This is a genomic window from Planococcus sp. 107-1, from assembly GCF_021513255.1.
GTDB lineage: Bacteria > Bacillota > Bacilli > Bacillales_A > Planococcaceae > Planococcus.
Window position 1 is genome coordinate 2710068 of sequence record NZ_CP090977.1, and the last position, 20291, is coordinate 2730358.

General features: G+C 44.9%; 21 protein-coding genes. 1 reads left to right on the forward strand and 20 read right to left on the reverse strand.

What is annotated here, in order from left to right; genetic code table 11:
- Positions 1-113: 113 nt before the first annotated feature.
- The 19 genes from upp to L0M13_RS14090 form a co-directional block, all read right to left on the reverse strand.
- Positions 114-743 carry a uracil phosphoribosyltransferase gene (gene upp / locus L0M13_RS14000; RefSeq protein ID WP_235197082.1) on the reverse strand — a complete coding sequence of 210 codons (630 nt, stop codon included), beginning with the start codon at positions 741-743 and terminating at the stop codon, positions 114-116.
- Positions 744-901: 158 nt separating this feature from the next.
- The gene (locus L0M13_RS14005; RefSeq protein ID WP_235197083.1) at positions 902-1660 is read right to left on the reverse strand and encodes an EAL domain-containing protein; all 759 of its coding nucleotides are present in this window, start codon (positions 1658-1660) and stop codon (positions 902-904) included.
- The gene (locus tag L0M13_RS14010; protein WP_235197084.1) at positions 1657-3075 is read right to left on the reverse strand and encodes a GGDEF domain-containing protein; all 1419 of its coding nucleotides are present in this window, start codon (positions 3073-3075) and stop codon (positions 1657-1659) included. Before L0M13_RS14010 ends, L0M13_RS14005 begins: the two co-directional genes overlap by 4 nt.
- Before the next feature lie 182 nt (positions 3076-3257).
- Complete coding sequence (gene glyA / locus L0M13_RS14015; RefSeq protein ID WP_235197085.1) at positions 3258-4493, reverse strand: serine hydroxymethyltransferase; 1236 nt, start codon at positions 4491-4493, stop codon at positions 3258-3260.
- On the reverse strand, positions 4480-5064 hold the full coding sequence (locus L0M13_RS14020; RefSeq protein ID WP_235197086.1) for a TIGR01440 family protein: 585 nt from the start codon (positions 5062-5064) through the stop codon (positions 4480-4482). The genes glyA and L0M13_RS14020 overlap by 14 nt, the downstream gene beginning before the upstream one ends.
- Positions 5065-5085: 21 nt before the next feature.
- Positions 5086-5523 carry a ribose 5-phosphate isomerase B gene (rpiB, locus tag L0M13_RS14025; RefSeq protein WP_235197087.1) on the reverse strand — a complete coding sequence of 146 codons (438 nt, stop codon included), beginning with the start codon at positions 5521-5523 and terminating at the stop codon, positions 5086-5088.
- Positions 5524-5688: 165 nt separating this feature from the next.
- Positions 5689-6129, reverse strand: a complete 441-nt coding sequence (locus L0M13_RS14030; RefSeq protein ID WP_235197088.1) for a low molecular weight protein arginine phosphatase — start codon at positions 6127-6129, stop codon at positions 5689-5691.
- 24 nt (positions 6130-6153) lie between these two features.
- Positions 6154-7146 (reverse strand): L-threonylcarbamoyladenylate synthase, encoded by a 993-nt coding sequence (locus L0M13_RS14035; protein ID WP_235197089.1) that lies wholly within the window; start codon positions 7144-7146, stop codon positions 6154-6156.
- A 90-nt stretch (positions 7147-7236) separates the two neighbouring features.
- Positions 7237-8007 carry a peptide chain release factor N(5)-glutamine methyltransferase gene (gene prmC / locus L0M13_RS14040; RefSeq protein WP_311195670.1) on the reverse strand — a complete coding sequence of 257 codons (771 nt, stop codon included), beginning with the start codon at positions 8005-8007 and terminating at the stop codon, positions 7237-7239.
- Positions 8008-8085: 78 nt separating this feature from the next.
- Positions 8086-9159: a peptide chain release factor 1 gene (gene prfA, locus L0M13_RS14045; protein ID WP_235197090.1), complete on the reverse strand. Its 1074-nt coding sequence runs from the start codon at positions 9157-9159 to the stop codon at positions 8086-8088.
- Between the two features lie 195 nt (positions 9160-9354).
- On the reverse strand, positions 9355-10470 hold the full coding sequence (locus L0M13_RS14050) for an IS4 family transposase (protein ID WP_235196374.1): 1116 nt from the start codon (positions 10468-10470) through the stop codon (positions 9355-9357).
- A 443-nt stretch (positions 10471-10913) separates the two neighbouring features.
- Complete coding sequence (locus L0M13_RS14055) at positions 10914-11507, reverse strand: thymidine kinase (RefSeq protein ID WP_235197091.1); 594 nt, start codon at positions 11505-11507, stop codon at positions 10914-10916.
- A 167-nt stretch (positions 11508-11674) separates the two neighbouring features.
- Positions 11675-11890: a 50S ribosomal protein L31 gene (gene rpmE / locus L0M13_RS14060; protein ID WP_074510520.1), complete on the reverse strand. Its 216-nt coding sequence runs from the start codon at positions 11888-11890 to the stop codon at positions 11675-11677.
- Positions 11891-12043: 153 nt separating this feature from the next.
- The gene (gene rho / locus L0M13_RS14065) at positions 12044-13327 is read right to left on the reverse strand and encodes a transcription termination factor Rho (protein WP_235197092.1); all 1284 of its coding nucleotides are present in this window, start codon (positions 13325-13327) and stop codon (positions 12044-12046) included.
- Positions 13328-13452: 125 nt separating this feature from the next.
- Positions 13453-14418 carry a class II fructose-bisphosphatase gene (gene glpX, locus L0M13_RS14070; protein ID WP_235197093.1) on the reverse strand — a complete coding sequence of 322 codons (966 nt, stop codon included), beginning with the start codon at positions 14416-14418 and terminating at the stop codon, positions 13453-13455.
- A 69-nt stretch (positions 14419-14487) separates the two neighbouring features.
- On the reverse strand, positions 14488-15786 hold the full coding sequence (locus L0M13_RS14075; RefSeq protein WP_235197094.1) for a UDP-N-acetylglucosamine 1-carboxyvinyltransferase: 1299 nt from the start codon (positions 15784-15786) through the stop codon (positions 14488-14490).
- A gap of 94 nt (positions 15787-15880) precedes the next feature.
- The gene (gene fsa / locus L0M13_RS14080) at positions 15881-16543 is read right to left on the reverse strand and encodes a fructose-6-phosphate aldolase (protein WP_235197095.1); all 663 of its coding nucleotides are present in this window, start codon (positions 16541-16543) and stop codon (positions 15881-15883) included.
- Between the two features lie 103 nt (positions 16544-16646).
- Positions 16647-17504: a class II fructose-bisphosphate aldolase gene (locus tag L0M13_RS14085; RefSeq protein ID WP_235197096.1), complete on the reverse strand. Its 858-nt coding sequence runs from the start codon at positions 17502-17504 to the stop codon at positions 16647-16649.
- 85 nt (positions 17505-17589) lie between these two features.
- Complete coding sequence (locus L0M13_RS14090) at positions 17590-17949, reverse strand: response regulator (RefSeq protein ID WP_311195575.1); 360 nt, start codon at positions 17947-17949, stop codon at positions 17590-17592.
- 172 nt (positions 17950-18121) lie between these two features.
- Here L0M13_RS14090 and L0M13_RS14095 point away from each other — a divergent pair, with 172 nt between their 5' ends.
- Positions 18122-18607, forward strand: coding sequence for a DUF2529 family protein (locus tag L0M13_RS14095; RefSeq protein ID WP_235197098.1), 486 nt, complete (start codon positions 18122-18124; stop codon positions 18605-18607).
- A gap of 43 nt (positions 18608-18650) precedes the next feature.
- Here the strand turns inward: L0M13_RS14095 and L0M13_RS14100 are convergent, their stop codons facing one another.
- On the reverse strand, positions 18651-20246 hold the full coding sequence (locus L0M13_RS14100; RefSeq protein WP_235197099.1) for a CTP synthase: 1596 nt from the start codon (positions 20244-20246) through the stop codon (positions 18651-18653).
- Positions 20247-20291: the final 45 nt, after the last annotated feature.

The following is a 20291-nucleotide window of genomic DNA, read 5'->3' on the forward strand; positions in this document are numbered from 1 at the left end:
CCAGCGCCTAGCTCTTCGGGACATAAGCTGCTTCGGCTGTGCGGCTGAAAAACGCCGCTTCGCCGAATCATCTTATGTCTGTCAGAGCTGACCAGGCGCTTCCGCTTTTCTATTTACTTCGTGCCGAACAATCTGTCTCCGGCGTCTCCGAGTCCTGGAACGATGTAACCGTGGTCATTCAATTTTTCATCAAGTGCCGCGATGTAAATATCCACATCCGGATGCGCTTTTTGCAAAGCTTCTACACCTTCTGGAGCTGCGATGATGCACATGAAACGAATTTTAACAGCCCCACGTTTTTTAAGTGAATCTACTGCTTCGATTGCAGACCCTCCTGTAGCAAGCATCGGGTCAACGACAATCAATTCACGTTCTTGAACATCAGAAGGCATTTTAAAGTAGTATTCCACCGGTTGCAAAGTTTCCGGATCACGGTATAAACCGATATGGCCGACTTTAGCAGCTGGCATTACTTTCAAAATACCATCTACCATGCCAAGACCGGCGCGGAGAATCGGCACGATGCCTAATTTCTTGCCAGAAAGCACTTTTGAAGTTGTCAATTGAACAGGCGTTTCAACTTCAATATCCTCCAACGGCAGATCTCTCGTAATTTCAAAAGCCATCAATGTAGCAATTTCGTCTACCAATTCGCGGAATTCTTTCGTTCCTGTAGATTTATCACGGATATAAGTCACTTTATGCTGGATCAACGGATGATCAAATACATGTACTTTTCCCACGGCACATCTCTCCTTTTCAAACTTTATCTTAAATAGTATAACAGAAAATTTAGGCCGCTTGGGGCTGTAGATAGCATTGCAACTTTTCAGTTAATTGGAGTTTTCCGCAAAAGAAAAATGGAAAAAACAAAAAACCGAAGTTAAAAACTCCGGCTTTTTTATAAAAGGTTGGCTTCTTCGAGCGACATCGGACGGTAGTAGAAATACCCTTGCCCTACCCGGCAGCCGAGCGATACCAACACGCGTCTTTGCTGATCGGTTTCAATGCCTTCCGCAACTGCTGTCATATTCAAGTTTTCAGCTAGTTGAATGATGGTTCTGACAATCGCGAGCGTCCCTTGTTCATGCATAGTGGAAATGAAAGAACGGTCGATTTTGATTTCACTGACCGGAAGTTTCTGCAAATAACTAAGCGAAGAATAGCCTGTCCCGAAATCATCTACAGAACTGGTGAATCCGTAGCGATTTAATTTTTTAAACACTTGATGAGCGGTTTCAATGTCAACGAAGCCGATGCGTTCGGTGATTTCAAGCTGAATCCATTTATGTTCAATGCCGTATTCAGCCATTTTATCAACCAGATGCGGTATGAACGAATGGTGGAAGAAATGATCAGCCGAGACATTGATGGCGACTTGGCGCAATTCAAGTCCGATTTCTTTGCGTTTCCTTAACCATGTCAGCACGCGTTTTAAAACGACTTGCTCCAGCAGTCGGATTTTCCCGTTCTTCTCCGCTGCCGGAATGAATACATCCGGCGCAATATTGCCTAGCTCCGGAGAATTCCACCGGGCCAAAGCTTCAAAGCTGATGATTTTGCCTGATCTCAAGTCCACTTTCGGTTGGAGATGGACATCGATTTCTTCGCGTCGTAACGCTGCCGATAATTCATTGGCAATCCGCAAATCCCTCATCATGAAATCATCGTGCTCATTTTCAAAATAACAGATGGATTCTCCGCGCGCAATTTCGCTTTTGACAGCGCACTGTCTGCATAGCGGATCAGTTCTTTCTCATCCTGCTGTTTTGGCGTAATAAGCGCGACGCCCATTTTTAACGTTAAAAATAATTCCATGTCTTGTACACTGATCGGTTCGATCACACATTGCGATAACTTTTCTAAATACGCCGGTACATCCCCTAACGGATTTAAATTTACTAAAGCAATGGTCGAATCGGAAAAGCGCGCAATGACATTATTTGCAGACATGCCCGCTCTCAAAAATCGTTTGCCGATTTCCCTGATCAGCGCATCTCCTGCCGTATGGCCGTACTGATCGACTACTTTGATGTATTCATCTGCTGAAACGAAAGCAACAAATCCTTCTTTCTTTTCATCCAGCAATTCTTTCAATTCATTGATAAAATAATTCCGGTTTGGCAAGGCGGTCTCTTTGTCGGTGTATGCTAAGCGCAGGATTTCTTCCTGTTGCTGAGAATACCTTACGGTTAACGACACAATAGAGCCGACCTGCTCCATGAAGGCAATGTCCTCTTCAGTCGGCAATGCCTTATCTGCGAAATAGATTCCGAACGTACCGATTGCCCGGCCGTCTGCATCATTGATGGGCACAGACCAACTTGAAGTTAAATGGTGTTCCTCCACTAAATATTGAAGGCCATTCCAGAGCGGACTTACCTTCATGTCTTCAACAATGACCGTTTTATTTGTATGGAAAGCGGCTCCGCACGTACCGGTTAACGGAGAAGACTGGATTTTCTCGACTTTTTCATGAAATTCACTCGGCATTGATTTTCCGGCACCTACTTGAAAATAACCGGCATCATTGACAAAAAGCACGGTGCATTTCGTATCATCTTTGAAGAAAGATTCCACTGTATCACACGCTTTTTGAAGCAAAAAGCTTAGTAGATAGCCTTTGCCTATATCGTTGTAGATTTGCTGCTGCAAATTGATCAGTGCCTCTGCCCGTTTCCGATCAGAGATATCGCGCTGCAGCATGATCGTGAACGTAAAGCCCGTTTCATGCATGACGATTGGCTGGATCGTGATTTCATTCCAGAAAGGAAGTCCGTCTTTCCGATAATTGACGATTTCAAAAATCCCTGCTTTTTTTGATTCCATGCATTTCCTGATTTCCTGCCCAACCTGCTTATCTGTTTTAAGGCCATGCATGAACCTGCCATTCTGCCCTAAAACTTCCTCTTCTTCGTAGCCGCTCATCTCTAAAAAAGATTGGTTGGCATAGATGATCGGATGGTCTTTCACTTCTGGATTCAGCACAATAAAACCTGTCTGGAATTCCATTCCCAAACGCCGCAGCCAGTTTATGATCACTTGTTTCTCTTCATGTATTTCGTGAGTCGGCATACGCGGTTCACCTAGCTTCCCTTAGTTAATGTATTCTATGTATTGCTGGTTTCTGAAGAAATTAGAAATAAGTAACATTATTAATGAAATTACCAGTTTTATACCAAAAATCTAGTTGCTATTCTTCAAAAATCGGGGAAAAAATACAGCTGCCTTAATCCCTCTTTGGCAGCTGTATTCCCTTATTTGTATAATGGAAAACTAGCTGTAAGTTTCGCAGTGCGCTCAGCAGCTTCTTTTTTCGCATTTTCATCTTCAGGATTTTTTAGCAAGGATGCAATAATGGATGCAATTTCCTTCATTTCAGGTTCTTTAAAGCCGCGAGAAGTAACTGCCGGCGTTCCTAAACGGATGCCTGACGTGACAAACGGGCTTTCCGGATCATATGGAATCGTGTTTTTATTAGTCGTGATGCCGACTTCATCCAACACGTGCTCCGCTACTTTTCCAGTTAGACCTAACGAACGAAGGTCAATCAGCATCAAATGATTGTCTGTTCCCCCAGAAACGATATCCACGCCTTCAGCGATCAATCCTTCAGCTAACGCATTTGCATTCTTCACTACTTGTTCAATATAAGTTTTGAATTCCGGCTGTTGCGCTTCACCGAATGCTACCGCTTTTGCAGCAATGACGTGCATCAACGGTCCGCCTTGGATTCCCGGGAAAATCGTTTTATCGATTTTCTTTGCGAATTCCTCTTTGCAAAGGATCAATCCGCCGCGAGGTCCGCGCAAGGTTTTATGCGTTGTTGATGTAACGAAATGGGCATGAGGAACCGGGTTCGGATGGGCTCCGACTGCAACAAGTCCCGCAATATGCGCCATATCCACCATCAAATAGGCGCCTACTTCATCCGCGATTTCACGGAATTTAGCAAAGTCCAGTTGGCGTGAATAAGCACTTGTTCCAGCAACGATCATTTTCGGTTTGTGCTCAAGAGCGGCCTGTCGAACCGTTTCATAATCGATCAATTGATTGTCTTCTGTTACTCCATACTCGACGAAATTGTACTGCATCCCACTGAAATTCACTTTACTGCCATGTGTTAAATGTCCGCCATGGTTCAAGTTCATCCCTAAAATCGTGTCGCCTTTTTCAAGAACCGCTGTATAAACTGCCATATTGGCTTGTGATCCAGAATGTGGCTGTACGTTTGCATGGTCTGCGCCGAAAATTTCTTTCAGGCGATCACGAGCAATGTTTTCTACGATATCTACATATTCGCAGCCGCCATAATAGCGCTTGCCTGGGTAGCCTTCGGCATACTTATTCGTAAGTACAGAGCCTTGAGCGTCCATTACTGCTTGTGATACAAAGTTTTCAGATGCGATAAGTTCGATATTCGATTCCTGACGTTCCTTTTCCGCTTGCATTGCTTCATAAACTGCCTGGTCCTGCGTCTTAATCAATTCCATCTGTTAATCCCTCCTGTAGTTGAACAAGCTCACGATCATACCTAGCGCGTTCCCCCCCGATCAATTTCGGCCGAGTGGTTGCAGCTGAGACAATCGCTTCTCCTACTAGTTTAACAGAAGTTCGCACAGGAACGGCTACTCTTTTTAAATGCATGCCAATCATTGTCTGGCCGATGTCGATTCCGGCATGCGCCTGCACTTCTTCCACGACCACCGGATCTTTTAAATTCGAATAAGCGAATGCACTCATCGAACCTCCCGCTTTTGGCACCGGCACTACCGACACAGGCTCCCACCCGTATTTTTCTGCAGCTTCCCGCTCGAGCGTCAATGCCCGATTGATATGCTCGCATCCTTGAAAAGCCAGGAAAATGCGGTGGCGGTCTGCAAAATTCTGCAGAGGTTCAAACAAACTTTCGGCTATATCAAGGCCACCTGACGTTCCGATCCGTTTGCCTACCACTTCTGAAGTCGAGCAGCCGACGACAAATATCTGGCCATTTTTAAATTGAATTTCCTGCTCCAATTCACTTAAAGCTTCTTCAAGCTGTAATTGCCATAAGGGTTGCATGCCAGCCACTCCTTCAGTTTATTATTTTTCTAAATCCGAGATTTTTTGAACGCGTTTTTGATGGCGTCCGCCTTCGAATTCTTCAGTCAGCCAAGTTTCTGCAATTTCACGCGCAAGTCCTGGGCCGATGACACGTTCGCCCATCGCCAGAACGTTTGAATCATTATGTCCTCTCGTCGCTTTCGCACTGAACACATCATGTACAAGCGCGCAGCGAATGCCTTTTACTTTGTTTGCGGCAATCGACATGCCGATTCCTGTTCCGCAAATTAGAATGCCGCGGTCAAATTCTCCGCTAGCCACTTTTTCCGCAACCGGTGTTGCATAATCCGGATAATCGACCGAATCATCTGTATGCGGTCCAAAATCTTGATATTCCATGCCAAGTTCGTTTAATAAGTTGACAATTTCTTTACGAAGATTATTTCCGCCGTGATCTGATGAGATTGCAATTTTCATTAAAAACCCTCTTTTCTTTTCAGATAAAGTGAAATCCAGAATTGCATTCCACTTACTTTCGCTTCACTAAGGGCTTTGTTGATTAACGCGCCCTTAGCGATGGTTCACTTTATTTTAACATCATTATATGAAAAAACATACAAACCTGCATAGGCTTGTATGTTATCACTCTATTTCATCATTCAATTTTTCGGCTACCTGGTTGATCAATCCGTGCAATTCATTAAACGTCGACTGATAAGTGGCTAAAGAGCCGCCGTATGGATCACTGACGTCCGCTGTAGAACCATTCGCGAATTCTTTTAATGTATAGATTTTTGTTGCGTATTCCGGAAAATTCTGCAGCAAGAATTTCCGGTGCGATTCGGTCATCGTCAAGATCAATGTCGCCCATTCCATGTCGCCAGGCAGCAACTGTTTGGAAGTATGGGTAAAATCGATCCCTTGATCATCTAAAACCGTTTGGGCATGGGATGACAAGGGAGATTCTCCAGCAAAGATGCCGGCTGAACGAACTTTCACATCCGGCAATTCCTTCGCTTTTAAAATTGCTTCCGCCATCGGGCTTCTGCAGGTATTCCCCGTACAAACAAAGAAAATATTCATGTTATTTCCTCTCTTTCTACTTCATTAACTGAACCATTTATGGTCAGCCGCTTTCTCCAAGCGATTCATCATCGCTTCACTTCTATTGGCATCTGTAGAAATTGCAGCCAATATCAAGTCTGCATCCGTTTGGTCGCATTTGCGCAAGCTGGCATACAGCGTTTCCGCTGAAAGTGGGAAGCAATAATCCGCACTCGGATGCTTTTCCGAACTTAGAATCGCCACTTTTTTGCCGTCATTTTGCACATGTGCGATCGCTTTTTCAATCAAGCCATCTGCTTTTTCAATCAAATAGACCGGAGCTTCTGGTGCATAATGAATGTATTTCATTCCCGGTGATTTGGGGATATTCCCTTGAATTTCCGAAGAAAGCCGGACTGTTCCGATAACAGCCTCTAAATCTTCTTTCGTGATTTTGCCCGGACGAAGGATAACAGGTGGTTCACTTGTCATATCCAATACGGTCGATTCAATGCCGATCATTGTCGCCCCACCATCTAAAATCAATGGAATGGTTCCTTCCATATCGTGATACACGTGCTCCGCTAAAGTCGGACTTGGTTTGCCGCTTGTATTCGCACTTGGCGCCGCAATCGGCAATTTCACACGTTTTAGCAAATTCAGCGCTACCGGATGATTCGGCACTCGAATTCCAACTGTGGATAGACTGGCTGTTACGTTTTCAGCAAAAACTCCCGGTTTCGTTTGTAGAATCAACGTCAATGCGCCTGGCCAAAATGCTTCCATGCATTGGATCGCTTTTGGACTTACATTTTGAACATAATTCAATGCGCTTTCTTTTGAATCCACATGGACAATCAATGGATTGTCGGCTGGACGCCCTTTTGCAGCAAAGATTTTTGCCACAGCCTCCGCATTTGTAGCGTCTGCTCCAAGTCCATAAACGGTTTCTGTCGGAAAAGCGACAACTTCTCCATTTTGCAGTCTTTCCACAGCCTGTGAATAAGTTTCTTCTTTATTCACATTTCTATCCACAAGTATGGTTTCCGTTTCCATATAAACATCTCCTATTATAACTAGTTTTCGACAAAGTTATGCACATTACGTGGATAACTTCACCTACCCTGTTTAAAATATGTTAGTAACTTACACGTTTATGCAAAAAACCATTCGGTCATTTTTGTTGATATCTTTTTTGACATACACATTCGCTTCCGGAAAAGCATCTTTTAAGAGATTTTTTACAGCCTTTCCCTGTGTATAACCGATTTCAAAACCGATAATGCTTGGTTTATCCACAATTTCCGGTAACCCTTCAGCCATTTTTTCATACAAGGCCAAACCTTGGTTTTCTGCAAATAAAGCCGAGTGAGGTTCGAAGTCACGGACACTATCCGATAAATCAGGAGCTTCCTCGTAGCCGATATAAGGAGGATTGGATAACACGATATCCCATTTCCGGTCTTTGATCGATTCCAGCAAATCTCCTAATTTAAACGCCACATCTGCATGCAGCCGTTTCGCATTGTCTGTTGCAACACTTAAAGCTGCTTGTGAGATATCCGTTGCTGTCACGTCTGCAGCAGGCAACTCGCATTTCATCGTGATGGCGATAACGCCGCTCCCAGTTCCTATATCTGCGATAGACGGATTGCCAGTTGGAAAATAGCGAGCGGCCAACTGCAAAGTTTCTTCGATTAGTTCTTCTGTTTCCGGCCGCGGAATCAGAACATGCTCATTTACTCCAAATGAACGCCCGTAAAATTCCTCGCTGCCCGTTATGTGCTGAATTGGCGTTCCTAAGGAATGCAATTCAATTTTAGACCAAAACTCACGGAATTTCTCTTCTTCCAACTCTTCACGCATTGAAGCGAGCAGCCCCGCATGTGAAAGGCCCAGTTCATGCTGAAGAATAATCCGTGCCGCTGCTTCTTCGCGGCCTTTGCTTTTTAAAAAGAAGAAGCCCCTTGAAGGGCCTCAAAAATGTATTTTTTATTAGTCATTGTTTAAGCTTTCCATTCTTGCTGATTGTTCTTCAACAATCAATGCATCGACGACTTCGTCCATTTTGCCTTGAAGAATCTGATCCAGCTTTTGAATCGTCAAACCGATGCGGTGGTCTGTAACGCGGTTTTGCGGGAAGTTATACGTACGAATCCGCTCAGAACGGTCGCCTGTTCCGACTGCAGATTTTCGGACTGCATCATATTCAGCTTGCGCTTCTTGCTGGAATTTATCGTATACACGTGCACGAAGTACTTTCATCGCACTCGCTTTGTTTTTAATCTGTGATTTCTCGTCTTGGCACGTTACGACCGTATTGGTCGGGATATGCGTTAAACGGACAGCTGACATGGTCGTATTGACCGACTGCCCACCTGCACCGGATGATGCATAGGTATCGACGCGGATATCGTTGTCATGGATTTCAACTTCCACTTCTTCCACTTCCGGCAAGCAAGCGACTGTTGCTGTCGAGGTGTGGATCCGGCCGCCTGATTCCGTTTCTGGTACCCGCTGCACACGGTGTGCACCGTTTTCGTATTTCAATTTCGAATACGCGCCTTTGCCGGTAACCATGAAGACCAATTCTTTGAATCCGCCGAGTCCGGTCGGATTGGAATCCATGATACTCACTTTCCAGCCATTTGATTCCGCGAATCGGCTGTACATGCGGTATAGATCTCCCGCAAACAAAGCCGCTTCGTCTCCGCCTGCAGCTCCCCGGATTTCCATAATGACGTTTTTATCGTCATTCGGATCTTTCGGAATCAATAATACATGCAAACGATCTTCAATCGCTTTCGCTTGCGTTTCCAATTCGCTCACTTCTTCTTTGACCATTTCGCGCATATCTGCGTCCAGCTTCTCATCGAACATCGCTTTCGCTTCATTCAATTGGGAAGTGACTTCCTTATATTCGCGGTACGCTTCCACCGTTTCCTGCAAATCCGATTGCTCTTTCGAGTATTCGCGCAATTTGTTTGTGTCGCTGACAATCGCCGGGTCACTCAATAATTCGTTTAAACGGTCGTACCTGTCTTCTACTGCTTGTAATCTATCGAACATTGTTGCATCACCTCTAATTCACATATTTATTGTTAAACTATATAAGTTCACTAGTGTTGCATAAATAATGACGAAATATTCAGTCACAACGTTTCAATTATTTTTGCCAAAAAGGGAAGCACCCGAATAAAGGTAGCACTGTCCATTTGGTAAATTTATACATTTCGGCAGAGGCGACAATGACAGAACAGCTTGTTACGGAACCTTTTCACTTCCGATTTTCCGAAGCCAGTACTGGGGATTTTTCCAAAGGTTGGCGACCAGTACACGCGAAATTCGTAAGATCGACACTCTACTGTTCGTGTCCATTTGAACAAGCACGTTCAAGCAGTAGGCAATCAAAGCAAGGTACACCTGGTTTTTCACGGCGTTTTCGCTTTGACCATAAAAATGCTTGATTTTCACGTGCTGCTTAAGCCATTTGAAGAACAGTTCGATGGCCCAACGGTTCCGGTAAATATCACTGATTTCCTCTACGGAAATATCGAAGCGGTTGGTGATCAGACGCAACACATCGCCTTTTCCATCTGGGAGAACGATAATTCGGAAGACATTTTCTGTACAATTGGTGGCGTTTCCCACGAATGCCATCGAATCGGAAACAGCATCGCTTTCTTCCGGAAGTTCAAATGTTTCGACTGAATGGATGACGGCTTTGTTTTTCAATCGGGAAACGAAAAAGATGCCGTCATCTGTGAAGGTATCAAAGCGTTCATAGTCGATATAGCCGCGGTCAAAAACATACATGGCTTCCTTGTCGTCCACCAGCACTTCCAGCTGATTGCGATCGGATTCCTTGGCATGGGTCATGACTTCTTTGTCCGGATAATGCGTTCCGTATTCATCGTAAACCAGTCGCAGATGCAGTTTGATCCCCGCTTTGGTTTTTCGGAATTCCGCCCAGTTGAAATGGTTCACATTCAAAGGAAGTGTCGTGGAATCAATGATTTTTAACAACATGCCCTTTTTCGGCGCTCGCTTTTGCGCGGCAATCTGGCTGACCAGCTGCTGGAAAAGATTCGACAGAATCGCTGGATCCAACTTGTTGTTTTTACGGGAAAGCTGCGACACACTGATGGACTTCACGCCAACCGCCCGCTGAAAATCGGCGTTCGTTAACGCTGCTTCAAGCGCATGAAGACTATCCGCCTCGGTCAATTGCGCGTGCAGCATCAGCAGCGTATACGCCTGTGTCGTCAGTTTTTTCGTGTACCGGTCTTGCCCGTGAATTTTCACGTTTTCGTTGAATTTCTCAAAATTAATGGCGTGAAGCCATTTACCAAATGAAGTTTTTCGTGTATTCTTGTCCATGCGTGAGTCCTTTTTATTGGATTTGGACAGGAACTACCTGACCTTTCCATTATAAAGGACTTTTTCTTTTGGTTTTCATCGGTTTTTGAATGTTTTATGAATTCCTAATCTTCAAAATCAATTAATGCAACACTAGTGATATAAGTTGAACTAATAACTTTTCCCTATCGATATTCCGCAAAACAGCTACGCTTGCCGCGGGCTCGCGTCCAAGCCTCCTCAGTCGCCTTGCTCCCTGCGGGTCTCGGCCGTCTCGCTAAGCCGCAGGCGTCGTAGCTGTTTTGCTTCATATCTTGATACTTCTTAGATGAAAGAGCAGAAGGCATCCGCCTAGAGCGATTTCCTCACACTACAATTAACTTAGTTTACCATCTATAAAAATATTCATTCTTAAAACAGTGCCACTTCATATTTCAAATTAGTTAGAGAGCCTCCAAAATAACCTATTTCGTCACTGTCACGCCAGCAGGCACTTCATGATGATGGCGGCAACGGGGCTCGTAGGCTTCTGAAGCGCCAACTAAAATGGTAGGATCGTCAGAACCGGCAGGCTTGCCGTCAATTAGGCGCTGCGTCCGGCTTGCTGGAGATCCGCAAACTGTACATACTGCCTGCAATTTTGTCACTTGCTCAGCTATCGACAGCAAATTCGGCATCGGTCCAAACGGACGCCCTCTGAAATCCTGATCCAATCCGGCAACGATTACGCGGAATCCATGATCCGCTAATTTTTGTACGTTCTCAATGATCTGTTCATCAAAAAACTGGGCTTCATCAATGGCAATCACATCGAAATCATCGGAAATATAATCCCAAATTTCTTGTGAATGCTGGATTGGTAGAGCAATTACGGTCGTGCCATTATGGGAAACAACCGCTTCTTTGCTATAGCGGTCATCGATTTTCGGTTTAAAAACTGCAATCTTTTGTTTGGCAAATTGTGCGCGGCGCACTCGGCGGATCAGCTCTTCTGATTTCCCTGAAAACATGCTTCCGCAAATCAGTTCTACCCAACCGGATTGTTTCATAACGTACATAAATAAGCCCCTTTCAAACAACTTTATCATTATTCATCATACCCAAAATCGGGCTGAATTACTGCTTTTTTCTCGATTACGTAAAAGAATTAACGCTCAAAATGTGTCTTTTAAACGAAAAAATACCTGCTTCGCGTTTTCGCGCAAAGCAGGTATATTCTTTACTATTACTCGTTGATTTCTTCTTTGATGCCGTATTTTTTGTTGAAACGGTCTACGCGGCCATCTGCTGCTGCGAATTTCTGACGTCCAGTGTAGAATGGATGACATTCAGAGCAAAGCTCGACGTTGATGTTTTCTTTTACAGAACCTGTTGTGAAAGAGTTCCCGCAAGAGCAAGTTACTGTTGCTTGTTTGTAATCTGGATGAATACCTGTTTTCATTATTGTTTCTCCTCCCGCCCTGAACCATCTGGAACAGAGTTTGATAATCTATTTTGACTATTGCCTTACATGGCTCTTTAGGCCATATATGCAATAGCACTGTTTTAATTCACTCTCATAATCATAACAAATCTTTCGTCTGTTTGCAACTAATTAGATCATCTTTTTATTGCTGCGATGAGCTTTCAATTCGCTGTTAAGCTGTTCGAAAAATTCTTCGTTAGTTTTTGTTTGGCCAAGTTTTTTCAAGAAGCGCTCTCCGAAATCATGCGTATCTGAGAACGTTTTACGGATCGTCCATAGCTTGTCCAACTGATCGGCTCCGATGAGCAATTCTTCTTTCCGCGTTCCTGAACGGCGAATATCAAGTGCCGGGAAAATGCGGCGTTCCGCTAGGCTGCGGTCCAAATGCAATTCCATGTTGCCGGTCCCTTTAAATTCTTCGTAAATGACTTCGTCCATACGTGAACCTGTATCAACTAAAGCCGTTGCAAGAATCGTTAAACTGCCGCCTTCTTCAATATTGCGGGCAGCCCCGAAGAAACGTTTCGGACGGTGGAATGCTGCTGGATCTATCCCTCCTGATAGTGTACGCCCACTTGGAGGAATGACCAAATTATATGCTCGCGCCAGGCGCGTGATGGAATCCATCAATATAATAACATCTCGTTTGTGTTCGACCAAGCGCATTGCTCGCTCTAAAACAAGTTCAGCCACTTTCACGTGATTTTCAGGAACTTCATCAAAAGTCGAAGAAACGACATCCGCATTTACCGAGCGTTCAATATCGGTTACTTCTTCTGGACGCTCATCAATCAAGAGAACAATCAATTCCGCTTCAGGATGATTGGTTGTAATTGAATTGGCAATTTCCTTTAAAAGCATTGTTTTCCCGGCTTTTGGCGGAGCGACAATTAATCCGCGCTGCCCAAATCCGACAGGTGCTACCAAATCCATGATCCGCGTAGATAAATGTTTAGGCGATGTTTCCAAACGGATATGGCGATCCGGATAAAGCGGCGTCAAACCTGGAAAATGGACGCGTTCTTTTGCCACTTCCGGATCTTCACCGTTAACGGCTTCGACTTGCAGCAATCCGAAATACCGTTCGTTTTCTTTTGGCGGACGGACTTTCCCTGAAACTTTATCGCCATTTCTTAAATCGAATCGGCGGATTTGTGAAGCGGAAATGTAGATATCCTGGGAACTTGGAGAGTAATTGATTGGACGCAAGAAACCGAAGCCTTCTGACTGGATGATCTCTAAAACGCCTTCCATGAAGAAAAAGCCTTCTTGTTCGGCACGTGTTTTCAAGATAGCAAAGATCAATTCTTTTTTTGTCAATTTGCTGTAATTCGTTAATTTGTATTCTTTCGCTAAATTATAAAGCTCTTTTAGCGTCATGTTTTCCAATGCGGAAATTGTTATCGTTGTCATGTATCAGACACCACTCTTAGTCATTTTTTAGGGTTAATTTTTTGAGGATCAGTCGTTGCAATGATTGGAAGATCTTTAAAGAAGGAGCCCGGCATTCAGCCGGACTCATTTTAGAAGTAGGATCATTAATCGTGCATGACAAGATTCGGTTTTTTCTTCAGGCTGTGACGGCCTTCTACAAAGCGGACAGTTCCTGATTTCGCACGCATAACTAAAGTGTGGCTTTCTGCAAAGCCGCCTTTCAGTTGAACGCCGCGCAATAATTCCCCGTCCGTTACACCCGTTGCAGCGAAAATGCAATCGTCGCCTTTAACAAGATCGTCCATTTTCAGGACTTGAGTAACGTCGATTCCCATATCAATGCAGCGTTGTGCTTCTTCTTCGTTTTGCGGCAATAATTTGCCCTGCAGTTCGCCGCCCAGGCATTTCAGGCCGACTGCAGCAATCACGCCTTCAGGTGCGCCGCCAGTTCCAAATAAAATATCGACGCCCGTCTGGTCAAAAGCCGTATTGATGGCTCCTGCTACGTCGCCGTCGTTGATCAGTTTGATCCGGGCTCCGGCTTCGCGGATTTCCTGGATGATTTTATCATGCCGCGGACGGTTCATAACAGTCGCCACTACGTCTTCTATATCTTTGTTTTTGGCTTTCGCCACTGCACGGAGATTATCAATTACAGGTGCATTGATATCGATTTTGCCAACCGACTCAGGTCCCACTGCAATTTTTTCCATGTACATATCCGGTGCGTTCAATAAGTTTCCGCGATCGGCAATTGCCAATACCGCCAAAGCGTTCCATCCGCCAGCTGCGACAATATTCGTTCCTTCTAAAGGATCGACTGCTACATCCACTTCCGGCCCTTGACCCGTGCCAAGTTCTTCACCGATATAAAGCATTGGAGCTTCATCCATTTCACCTTCACCGATAACCACGATTCCGCGCATCGGAATCGTATCAAATACATTTCTCATTGCCGTAGTTGCTGCATCGTCGGCTTCGTTCTTCAGTCCACGGCCCATCCATTTAGAGGATGCAATTGCAGCCGCTTCTGTAATGCGCACCAATTCCATCGATAAACTTCGTTCCATTATGCATTTCCTCCAGTTCAGCTATAAGTTCAATTTAATTGTAGCACAGTTAAATCAGCCAAAAAGAAGTCAATTCGCATTATGCCCAAGGTCAGACTTTGCACTGCTGACGGGATCGATTGTTTCTCTGCGGATATCCGCACCTAGCCCTTGCAGTTTCTGGACAATTGCAGAATAGCCGCGTTCGATATGGTAAATCTCCCGGATTTCGGTTTCGCCTTCAGCAAGCAAACCAGCGATGATCAAGGCCGCACCGGCACGCAAATCAGATGCTACAACAGTAGCAGAAGTCAACGGCGTCGGTCCGGTAATAATGGCAGCCCGGCCTTCCACACGCCCACTTGCATTCATGCGGCGAAGTTCATCAATATGTTTGAAGCGGGCCGAATAAATGGTATCCGTAATCATCGAAGACCCCGTGGCCTGCGTCATCAATACAGAAAACGGCTGCTGCAGATCCGTTGCGAATCCAGGATACACAAGCGTTTTTACATCAATCGCTTGCAGTTTCTCAGCTTTCGGAATGTAAATGGATTCTTCGCCTTCTTGCACGTCGACTCCCATTTCACGAAGTTTCGCCGTCAAAGCTTCCATATGGAATGGAATAACGTTATCAATCGTGATTCCGTCTCCTGCTGCTGCCGCCATGATCATGAATGTCCCGGCTTCAATGCGGTCTGGAATGATGGTATGGTTCGTACCATGCAATTCTTCAACGCCGTCAATCCGGATAATATTCGTGCCTGCCCCTTTGATTTTCGCGCCCATATTCGTCAATAAAGTAGCAACGTCAATGATTTCAGGTTCTTTAGCAGCATTTTCAATGACCGTCTGCCCTTTCGCAAGAACAGCAGCCAACATGATGTTGATCGTAGCGCCAACGCTCACGACATCCAGATAGATCTTCGCACCGCGAAGTTCATCTGCACGCAGATAAATCGCGCCGTGTTCATTTGTCACTTTCGCTCCGAGTGCTTCAAATCCTTTGATATGCTGATCGATTGGACGAGGCCCTAAAAAGCAGCCGCCCGGCAAACCGATCGCCGCATGCTTGAATCGTCCAAGCATAGCGCCCATCATATAATAGGAAGCGCGAAGTTTTTTAACATTTCCGTTTGGCAGAGGGATATCAACCATATTGGTCGGATCGATGTTCATGGTTCCGTCTTCGAAAGAAACTTCTCCACCGATCTCTTCAAGAATATTTTTCAGTGTCCAGACATCAGAAATTTCCGGTAAGCCTTCGATTTGCACAGGCGAATTCGCTAAAATTGATGCAGGAATCAAAGCCACTGCACTGTTTTTTGCGCCATTCACTTTTATCGTGCCCGACAAGCGTTTACCGCCTTTTACTTTATATACATCCATCAGATCTAATTTCTCCTTTGCCCTACTTCAAGAATCAGCCAGGCTTTCAAAATAGAAAGCCTGGTGAATCTCGAAATTTGATTGCCGTGCCGATTTATTTTGCTTCCTCTTCAATTGAACGTTTTTCCCAATCTGCCAGGAACGCTTCGATGCCTTTGTCTGTTAGGGGATGCTTGAACATTTGCTCCATAACTTTAATCGGCATTGTTCCAATATGCGCACCGTTCAAAGCAGCGTCCGTTACGTGCTGTGGATGGCGGATTGATGCGGCAATGATTTCAGCTTTGATGTCATGGATAGCGAAAATGTCTGCGATTGTCGCGATTAAATCCATGCCGTTGTGTCCGATATCATCCAAACGCCCAAGGAAAGGAGAAACATATGAAGCGCCGGCACGAGCTGCAAGAAGAGCTTGGTTCGCACTGAAAATCAATGTAACGTTTACTTTGATGCCTTCTGCTGCAAGTGTTGAACATGCTTTCAAACCATCTGGAGTCATTGGCAATTTCACAGTAATGTTTGGAGCAAGTGCAGCCAGTTCACGGCCTTCTTTGATCATGCCTTCTGCATCTAATGCAATAACTTCACCACTGATTGAACCATCGACCAAAGCCGCGATTTCTTTTAAACGATCATGGAAAGAAACGTTTTTCTCTTTCGCCACTAATGACGGATTTGTCGTAACGCCTGAAAGGATGCCCCATGAATGTGCTTCTTTGATTTCCTCGAAGTTTGCTGTATCAATAAAAAATTTCATTGTTGTTTTCCTCCTGTAATTTGGAAAAGGAAGAAGAGACCACTCGGACGCTTCTCCCTTTCCACAGTTTTAGTTTATTTTTTTGCCGATTCCAGAGAATCGATTACGCTTTGTTCGAACTTCCGAATTCACGCATTTTGCCGATGACTGTCGCTTTGATCGCGTCGCGAGCTGGCGTCAAGTATTTACGTGGATCATACATTTCTGCATCTTTAGCCAATGCTTCACGAACCGCTTTCGCTGACGCAATCTGGTTTTCTGTATTGACGTTGATTTTCGCTGTTCCAAGTGACACAGAACGTTGAATATCTTTTGTCGGAATGCCTGTGCCGCCGTGCAATACAAGCGGAACATCACATAGTTGAGAGATTTCTTCCATTTCTTTAAAACCTAAATTCGGCTCGCCTTTATATGGTCCGTGGACGGATCCTAAAGCTGGTGCTAAACAATCGATGCCTGTTTGGTCAACGAGTTGTTTGCATTCCTGCGGATCTGCATAAATAACGCCGTCAGCGATGACATCGTCTTCCTGGCCGCCTACAGTGCCAAGTTCCGCTTCAACTGAAACATTGTGTTGATGTGCGTATTCTACCACTTGTTTCGTGATTTCGATATTTTCTTCAAATGGGTGATGGGAAGCGTCAATCATGACAGATGTAAATCCAGCATCAATCGCTTCTTTGCATTTTTCAAAGCTAGAACCGTGATCTAGGTGAATCGCCACTGGCACTGTAATTTTATAATCGTGCATTAAGCCTTTCACCATATGTACTACAGTGGTGAAACCGCCCATATAACGTGCTGCCCCTTCAGATACCCCTAAAATAACTGGTGAGTTCTCTTCTTGTGCAGCTTGTAAAATTGCTTGGGTAAACTCCAGGTTATTCAAATTGAATTGACCGATTGCATAACCTTCTTGTTTCCCTTTGATCATCATATCTTTCATTGAAACTAATGCCATTCACAATTCCTCCTAAGCTCTACTCTTATCCAAATATCCTTTATACTATACCAAAAACGCCGTGCTTTCGCCACTTCTGCGTGTATCAGTCTGTTAACAATTGCTTTACAGCTTCACGTATCTCGAATACGTCAAACGGTTTTGTGAAATAACAGGATGCACCGTTGATGAGCGATTCTTCGATCAAATCCAGTTCGCCATAGGCTGTCATCATGATTACCTGGACATCCGGCTGAACCTGTTTCAAATTCTTCAATATCTCGATGCCGTCCATCCCTGGAATTTTCATATCGAGCAATACGATATCCAAATGCTTTTCGCCTGCCGTTTGAAGGGCTTGGTTGCCATTTGCAGCCGTCAAGGTGTCATACCCCTCTTTTTTAAATACTTCATTCAATAAAAGACGGATTCCCATTTGGTCATCTACAATCAATATCGTCTTCAACCGTATTGCCCCCTTCTGTTCCAGCTTTCTCAACTCTAGTTTCATTCTACTGAATCGCCGCATGCATTTCCACCAATACTTTCCAATTATTTTTGAACTCATTTAAAATTGGACGACTGGAAAGCTTATTCTTTTCTTTCATTTGGCTATAATGAAAAGTGAGGTGAATGAAATGAAAATGTTAGCAACTCAAACCGCCGGGCTGCTCCAGCGTCTTTCAAAGCAAGAAGAGGCCGTTGAAGATACGGCAAGAGTCTTGGCTCAGGCCGCAGTCGGCGAAGGAACTATCTTTCTCGCAGCCTTTGGTGAAATGAAAGCAGTCGTTGAAACGGCGCTAAACGGTGCTGAACCGCTCAAAAGCAGTATCGACTGGAAACCTGATAGCATTTTGACAAGTGCTGATCGTGTATGGATTCTTGCACCCAATGATGAAGGCGACGAACTGGCAGGACGCTTGAATGATGCCGGAATTCCGTTCGCCATGCTGACGGGTGCCGCAAGAGATCCGGTAGAAGCCGATGCATTCATTTCACTCGGCATTTCGAAAGGCCTTGTTCCTACAGACGACGGTGGACGCACGGTGGTTCCTTACGCAATAGGCGCATTGTTTATTTACCACGCTGTCAAAATGATCATCGATGAAATGCTCGCGGAATAAAAAAATCCTTCCCAAGGAAAGCTCCTGGGAAGGATTTTTGATATTAGTTGTTCAAAGAAGCTCTAACGAATTCTCTGAATAGCGGCTGTGGGCGATTCGGGCGCGAGATGAATTCCGGGTGGAATTGGCAAGCGACAAACCATGGGTGGTCTGCAATCTCGATAATTTCCACTAGGCGGCCATCCGGGCTCGTTCCTGAGAATTTAAAGCCGGCTGCTTCGAATTGCTCACGGTATTCGTTGTTGAATTCATAGCGGTGGCGGTGGCGTTCATACACCAATTCTTCGCCGTATGCTTCATGCGCTTTTGAACCAACTTCCAATTTTGCCGGGTAAAGTCCAAGGCGAAGCGTTCCACCTAAGTCTTCGATGTCTTTTTGTTCCGGAAGAAGGTCGATGACCGGATACGAGGTTTTCGGGTTCAACTCAGATGAATGCGCATCGTCAAAGTCCATGATGCTGCGTGCAAATTCGACTGAAGCCAATTGCATGCCCAGGCAAATCCCGAAGAATGGCACTTTGTTTTCGCGTGCATATTTTGTCGCCACGATCTTCCCTTCGACTCCACGGTCTCCAAATCCACCAGGAACCAAGATTCCGGCACAGTTTGCGAGTTTCTCTTCAACGTTTTCAGCGTTGATGTGTTCTGCATTGATCCAATCCACTTCGATATCTGCATCAAATGCAAATCCTGCGTGTTTCAATGCTTCTACTACAGAGATATAAGCATCTTGAAGTTCCACATATTTTCCGACAAGGCCGATGCGGACTCTTTTCGATAATGATTTCACTTTATCCACAAGTTCGATCCACTCGCCCATATCCGCTTCCGGTGCTTCAATGCCGAAATGGTCAAGAACGATCTGGTCCATATGCTGTTCTTTCAAGCGAAGCGGCATTTCGTAGATCACGTCAACATCACGGGATTCGATGACTTCTTCTGCTTTGATATCGCAAAACAAAGCGATTTTGTCTTTCATGTCCTGAGGCACTTCATGCTCGGTGCGGACAACGATCAAGTTTGGCTGAATCCCTAAGCTGCGCAATTCTTTCACGCTGTGCTGAGTCGGCTTCGTTTTCATTTCCTTCGCAGCGCCCAAGTACGGGATCAACGTACAATGGATGTACATGACTTCTTCGCGGCCAAGGTCTGAACGCATTTGGCGGATGGCTTCAAGGAATGGAAGCGATTCGATATCCCCAACGGTCCCGCCGATTTCGGTAATGACGACATCTGCTTTTGCTGTTTTCGCAGCGCGCAGAAGGCGGTCTTTGATTTCATTTGTGATGTGCGGAATCACTTGGACAGTTCCGCCCAAATAATCGCCGCGACGCTCTTTTTGAATGACAGTGGAATATACTTTCCCTGTCGTTACGTTAGAGTATTTATTTAAATTGATATCGATGAAACGTTCGTAATGCCCTAAATCCAAATCTGTCTCCGCGCCGTCATCCGTTACGAAAACTTCTCCATGTTGGTATGGGCTCATCGTTCCCGGATCAATATTGATATATGGATCGAATTTTTGGATTGTGACGTTCAACCCTCTGTTTTTCAATAAACGCCCGAGTGAAGCGGCTGTTATCCCTTTTCCTAATGACGATACAACGCCGCCAGTTACAAAAATATACTTTGTCATGCCGGTTTCCTCCTTCAATTTTGAAAAAATAAAAAGCGCCCCTTC

What these genes read in the sequence shown, in the direction of transcription:
- L0M13_RS14005 (WP_235197083.1), bottom strand. Translation starts at nt 1,660, where the DNA reads ATGATGAGGGATTTGCGGATTGCCAATGAATTATCGGCAGCGTTACGA.
- L0M13_RS14010 (WP_235197084.1), bottom strand. Translation starts at nt 3,075, where the DNA reads ATGCCGACTCACGAAATACATGAAGAGAAACAAGTGATCATAAACTGG.
- glyA (WP_235197085.1), bottom strand. Translation starts at nt 4,493, where the DNA reads ATGGAATTGATTAAGACGCAGGACCAGGCAGTTTATGAAGCAATGCAA.
- L0M13_RS14020 (WP_235197086.1), bottom strand. Translation starts at nt 5,064, where the DNA reads ATGCAACCCTTATGGCAATTACAGCTTGAAGAAGCTTTAAGTGAATTG.
- rpiB (WP_235197087.1), bottom strand. Translation starts at nt 5,523, where the DNA reads ATGAAAATTGCAATCTCATCAGATCACGGCGGAAATAATCTTCGTAAA.
- L0M13_RS14030 (WP_235197088.1), bottom strand. Translation starts at nt 6,129, where the DNA reads ATGAATATTTTCTTTGTTTGTACGGGGAATACCTGCAGAAGCCCGATG.
- L0M13_RS14035 (WP_235197089.1), bottom strand. Translation starts at nt 7,146, where the DNA reads ATGGAAACGGAAACCATACTTGTGGATAGAAATGTGAATAAAGAAGAA.
- prfA (WP_235197090.1), bottom strand. Translation starts at nt 9,159, where the DNA reads ATGTTCGATAGATTACAAGCAGTAGAAGACAGGTACGACCGTTTAAAC.
- L0M13_RS14050 (WP_235196374.1), bottom strand. Translation starts at nt 10,470, where the DNA reads ATGGACAAGAATACACGAAAAACTTCATTTGGTAAATGGCTTCACGCC.
- L0M13_RS14055 (WP_235197091.1), bottom strand. Translation starts at nt 11,507, where the DNA reads ATGTACGTTATGAAACAATCCGGTTGGGTAGAACTGATTTGCGGAAGC.
- rpmE (WP_074510520.1), bottom strand. Translation starts at nt 11,890, where the DNA reads ATGAAAACAGGTATTCATCCAGATTACAAACAAGCAACAGTAACTTGC.
- rho (WP_235197092.1), bottom strand. Translation starts at nt 13,327, where the DNA reads ATGACAACGATAACAATTTCCGCATTGGAAAACATGACGCTAAAAGAG.
- glpX (WP_235197093.1), bottom strand. Translation starts at nt 14,418, where the DNA reads ATGGAACGAAGTTTATCGATGGAATTGGTGCGCATTACAGAAGCGGCT.
- L0M13_RS14075 (WP_235197094.1), bottom strand. Translation starts at nt 15,786, where the DNA reads ATGGATGTATATAAAGTAAAAGGCGGTAAACGCTTGTCGGGCACGATA.
- fsa (WP_235197095.1), bottom strand. Translation starts at nt 16,543, where the DNA reads ATGAAATTTTTTATTGATACAGCAAACTTCGAGGAAATCAAAGAAGCA.
- L0M13_RS14085 (WP_235197096.1), bottom strand. Translation starts at nt 17,504, where the DNA reads ATGGCATTAGTTTCAATGAAAGATATGATGATCAAAGGGAAACAAGAA.
- L0M13_RS14095 (WP_235197098.1), top strand. Translation starts at nt 18,122, where the DNA reads ATGAAAATGTTAGCAACTCAAACCGCCGGGCTGCTCCAGCGTCTTTCA.
- L0M13_RS14100 (WP_235197099.1), bottom strand. Translation starts at nt 20,246, where the DNA reads ATGACAAAGTATATTTTTGTAACTGGCGGCGTTGTATCGTCATTAGGA.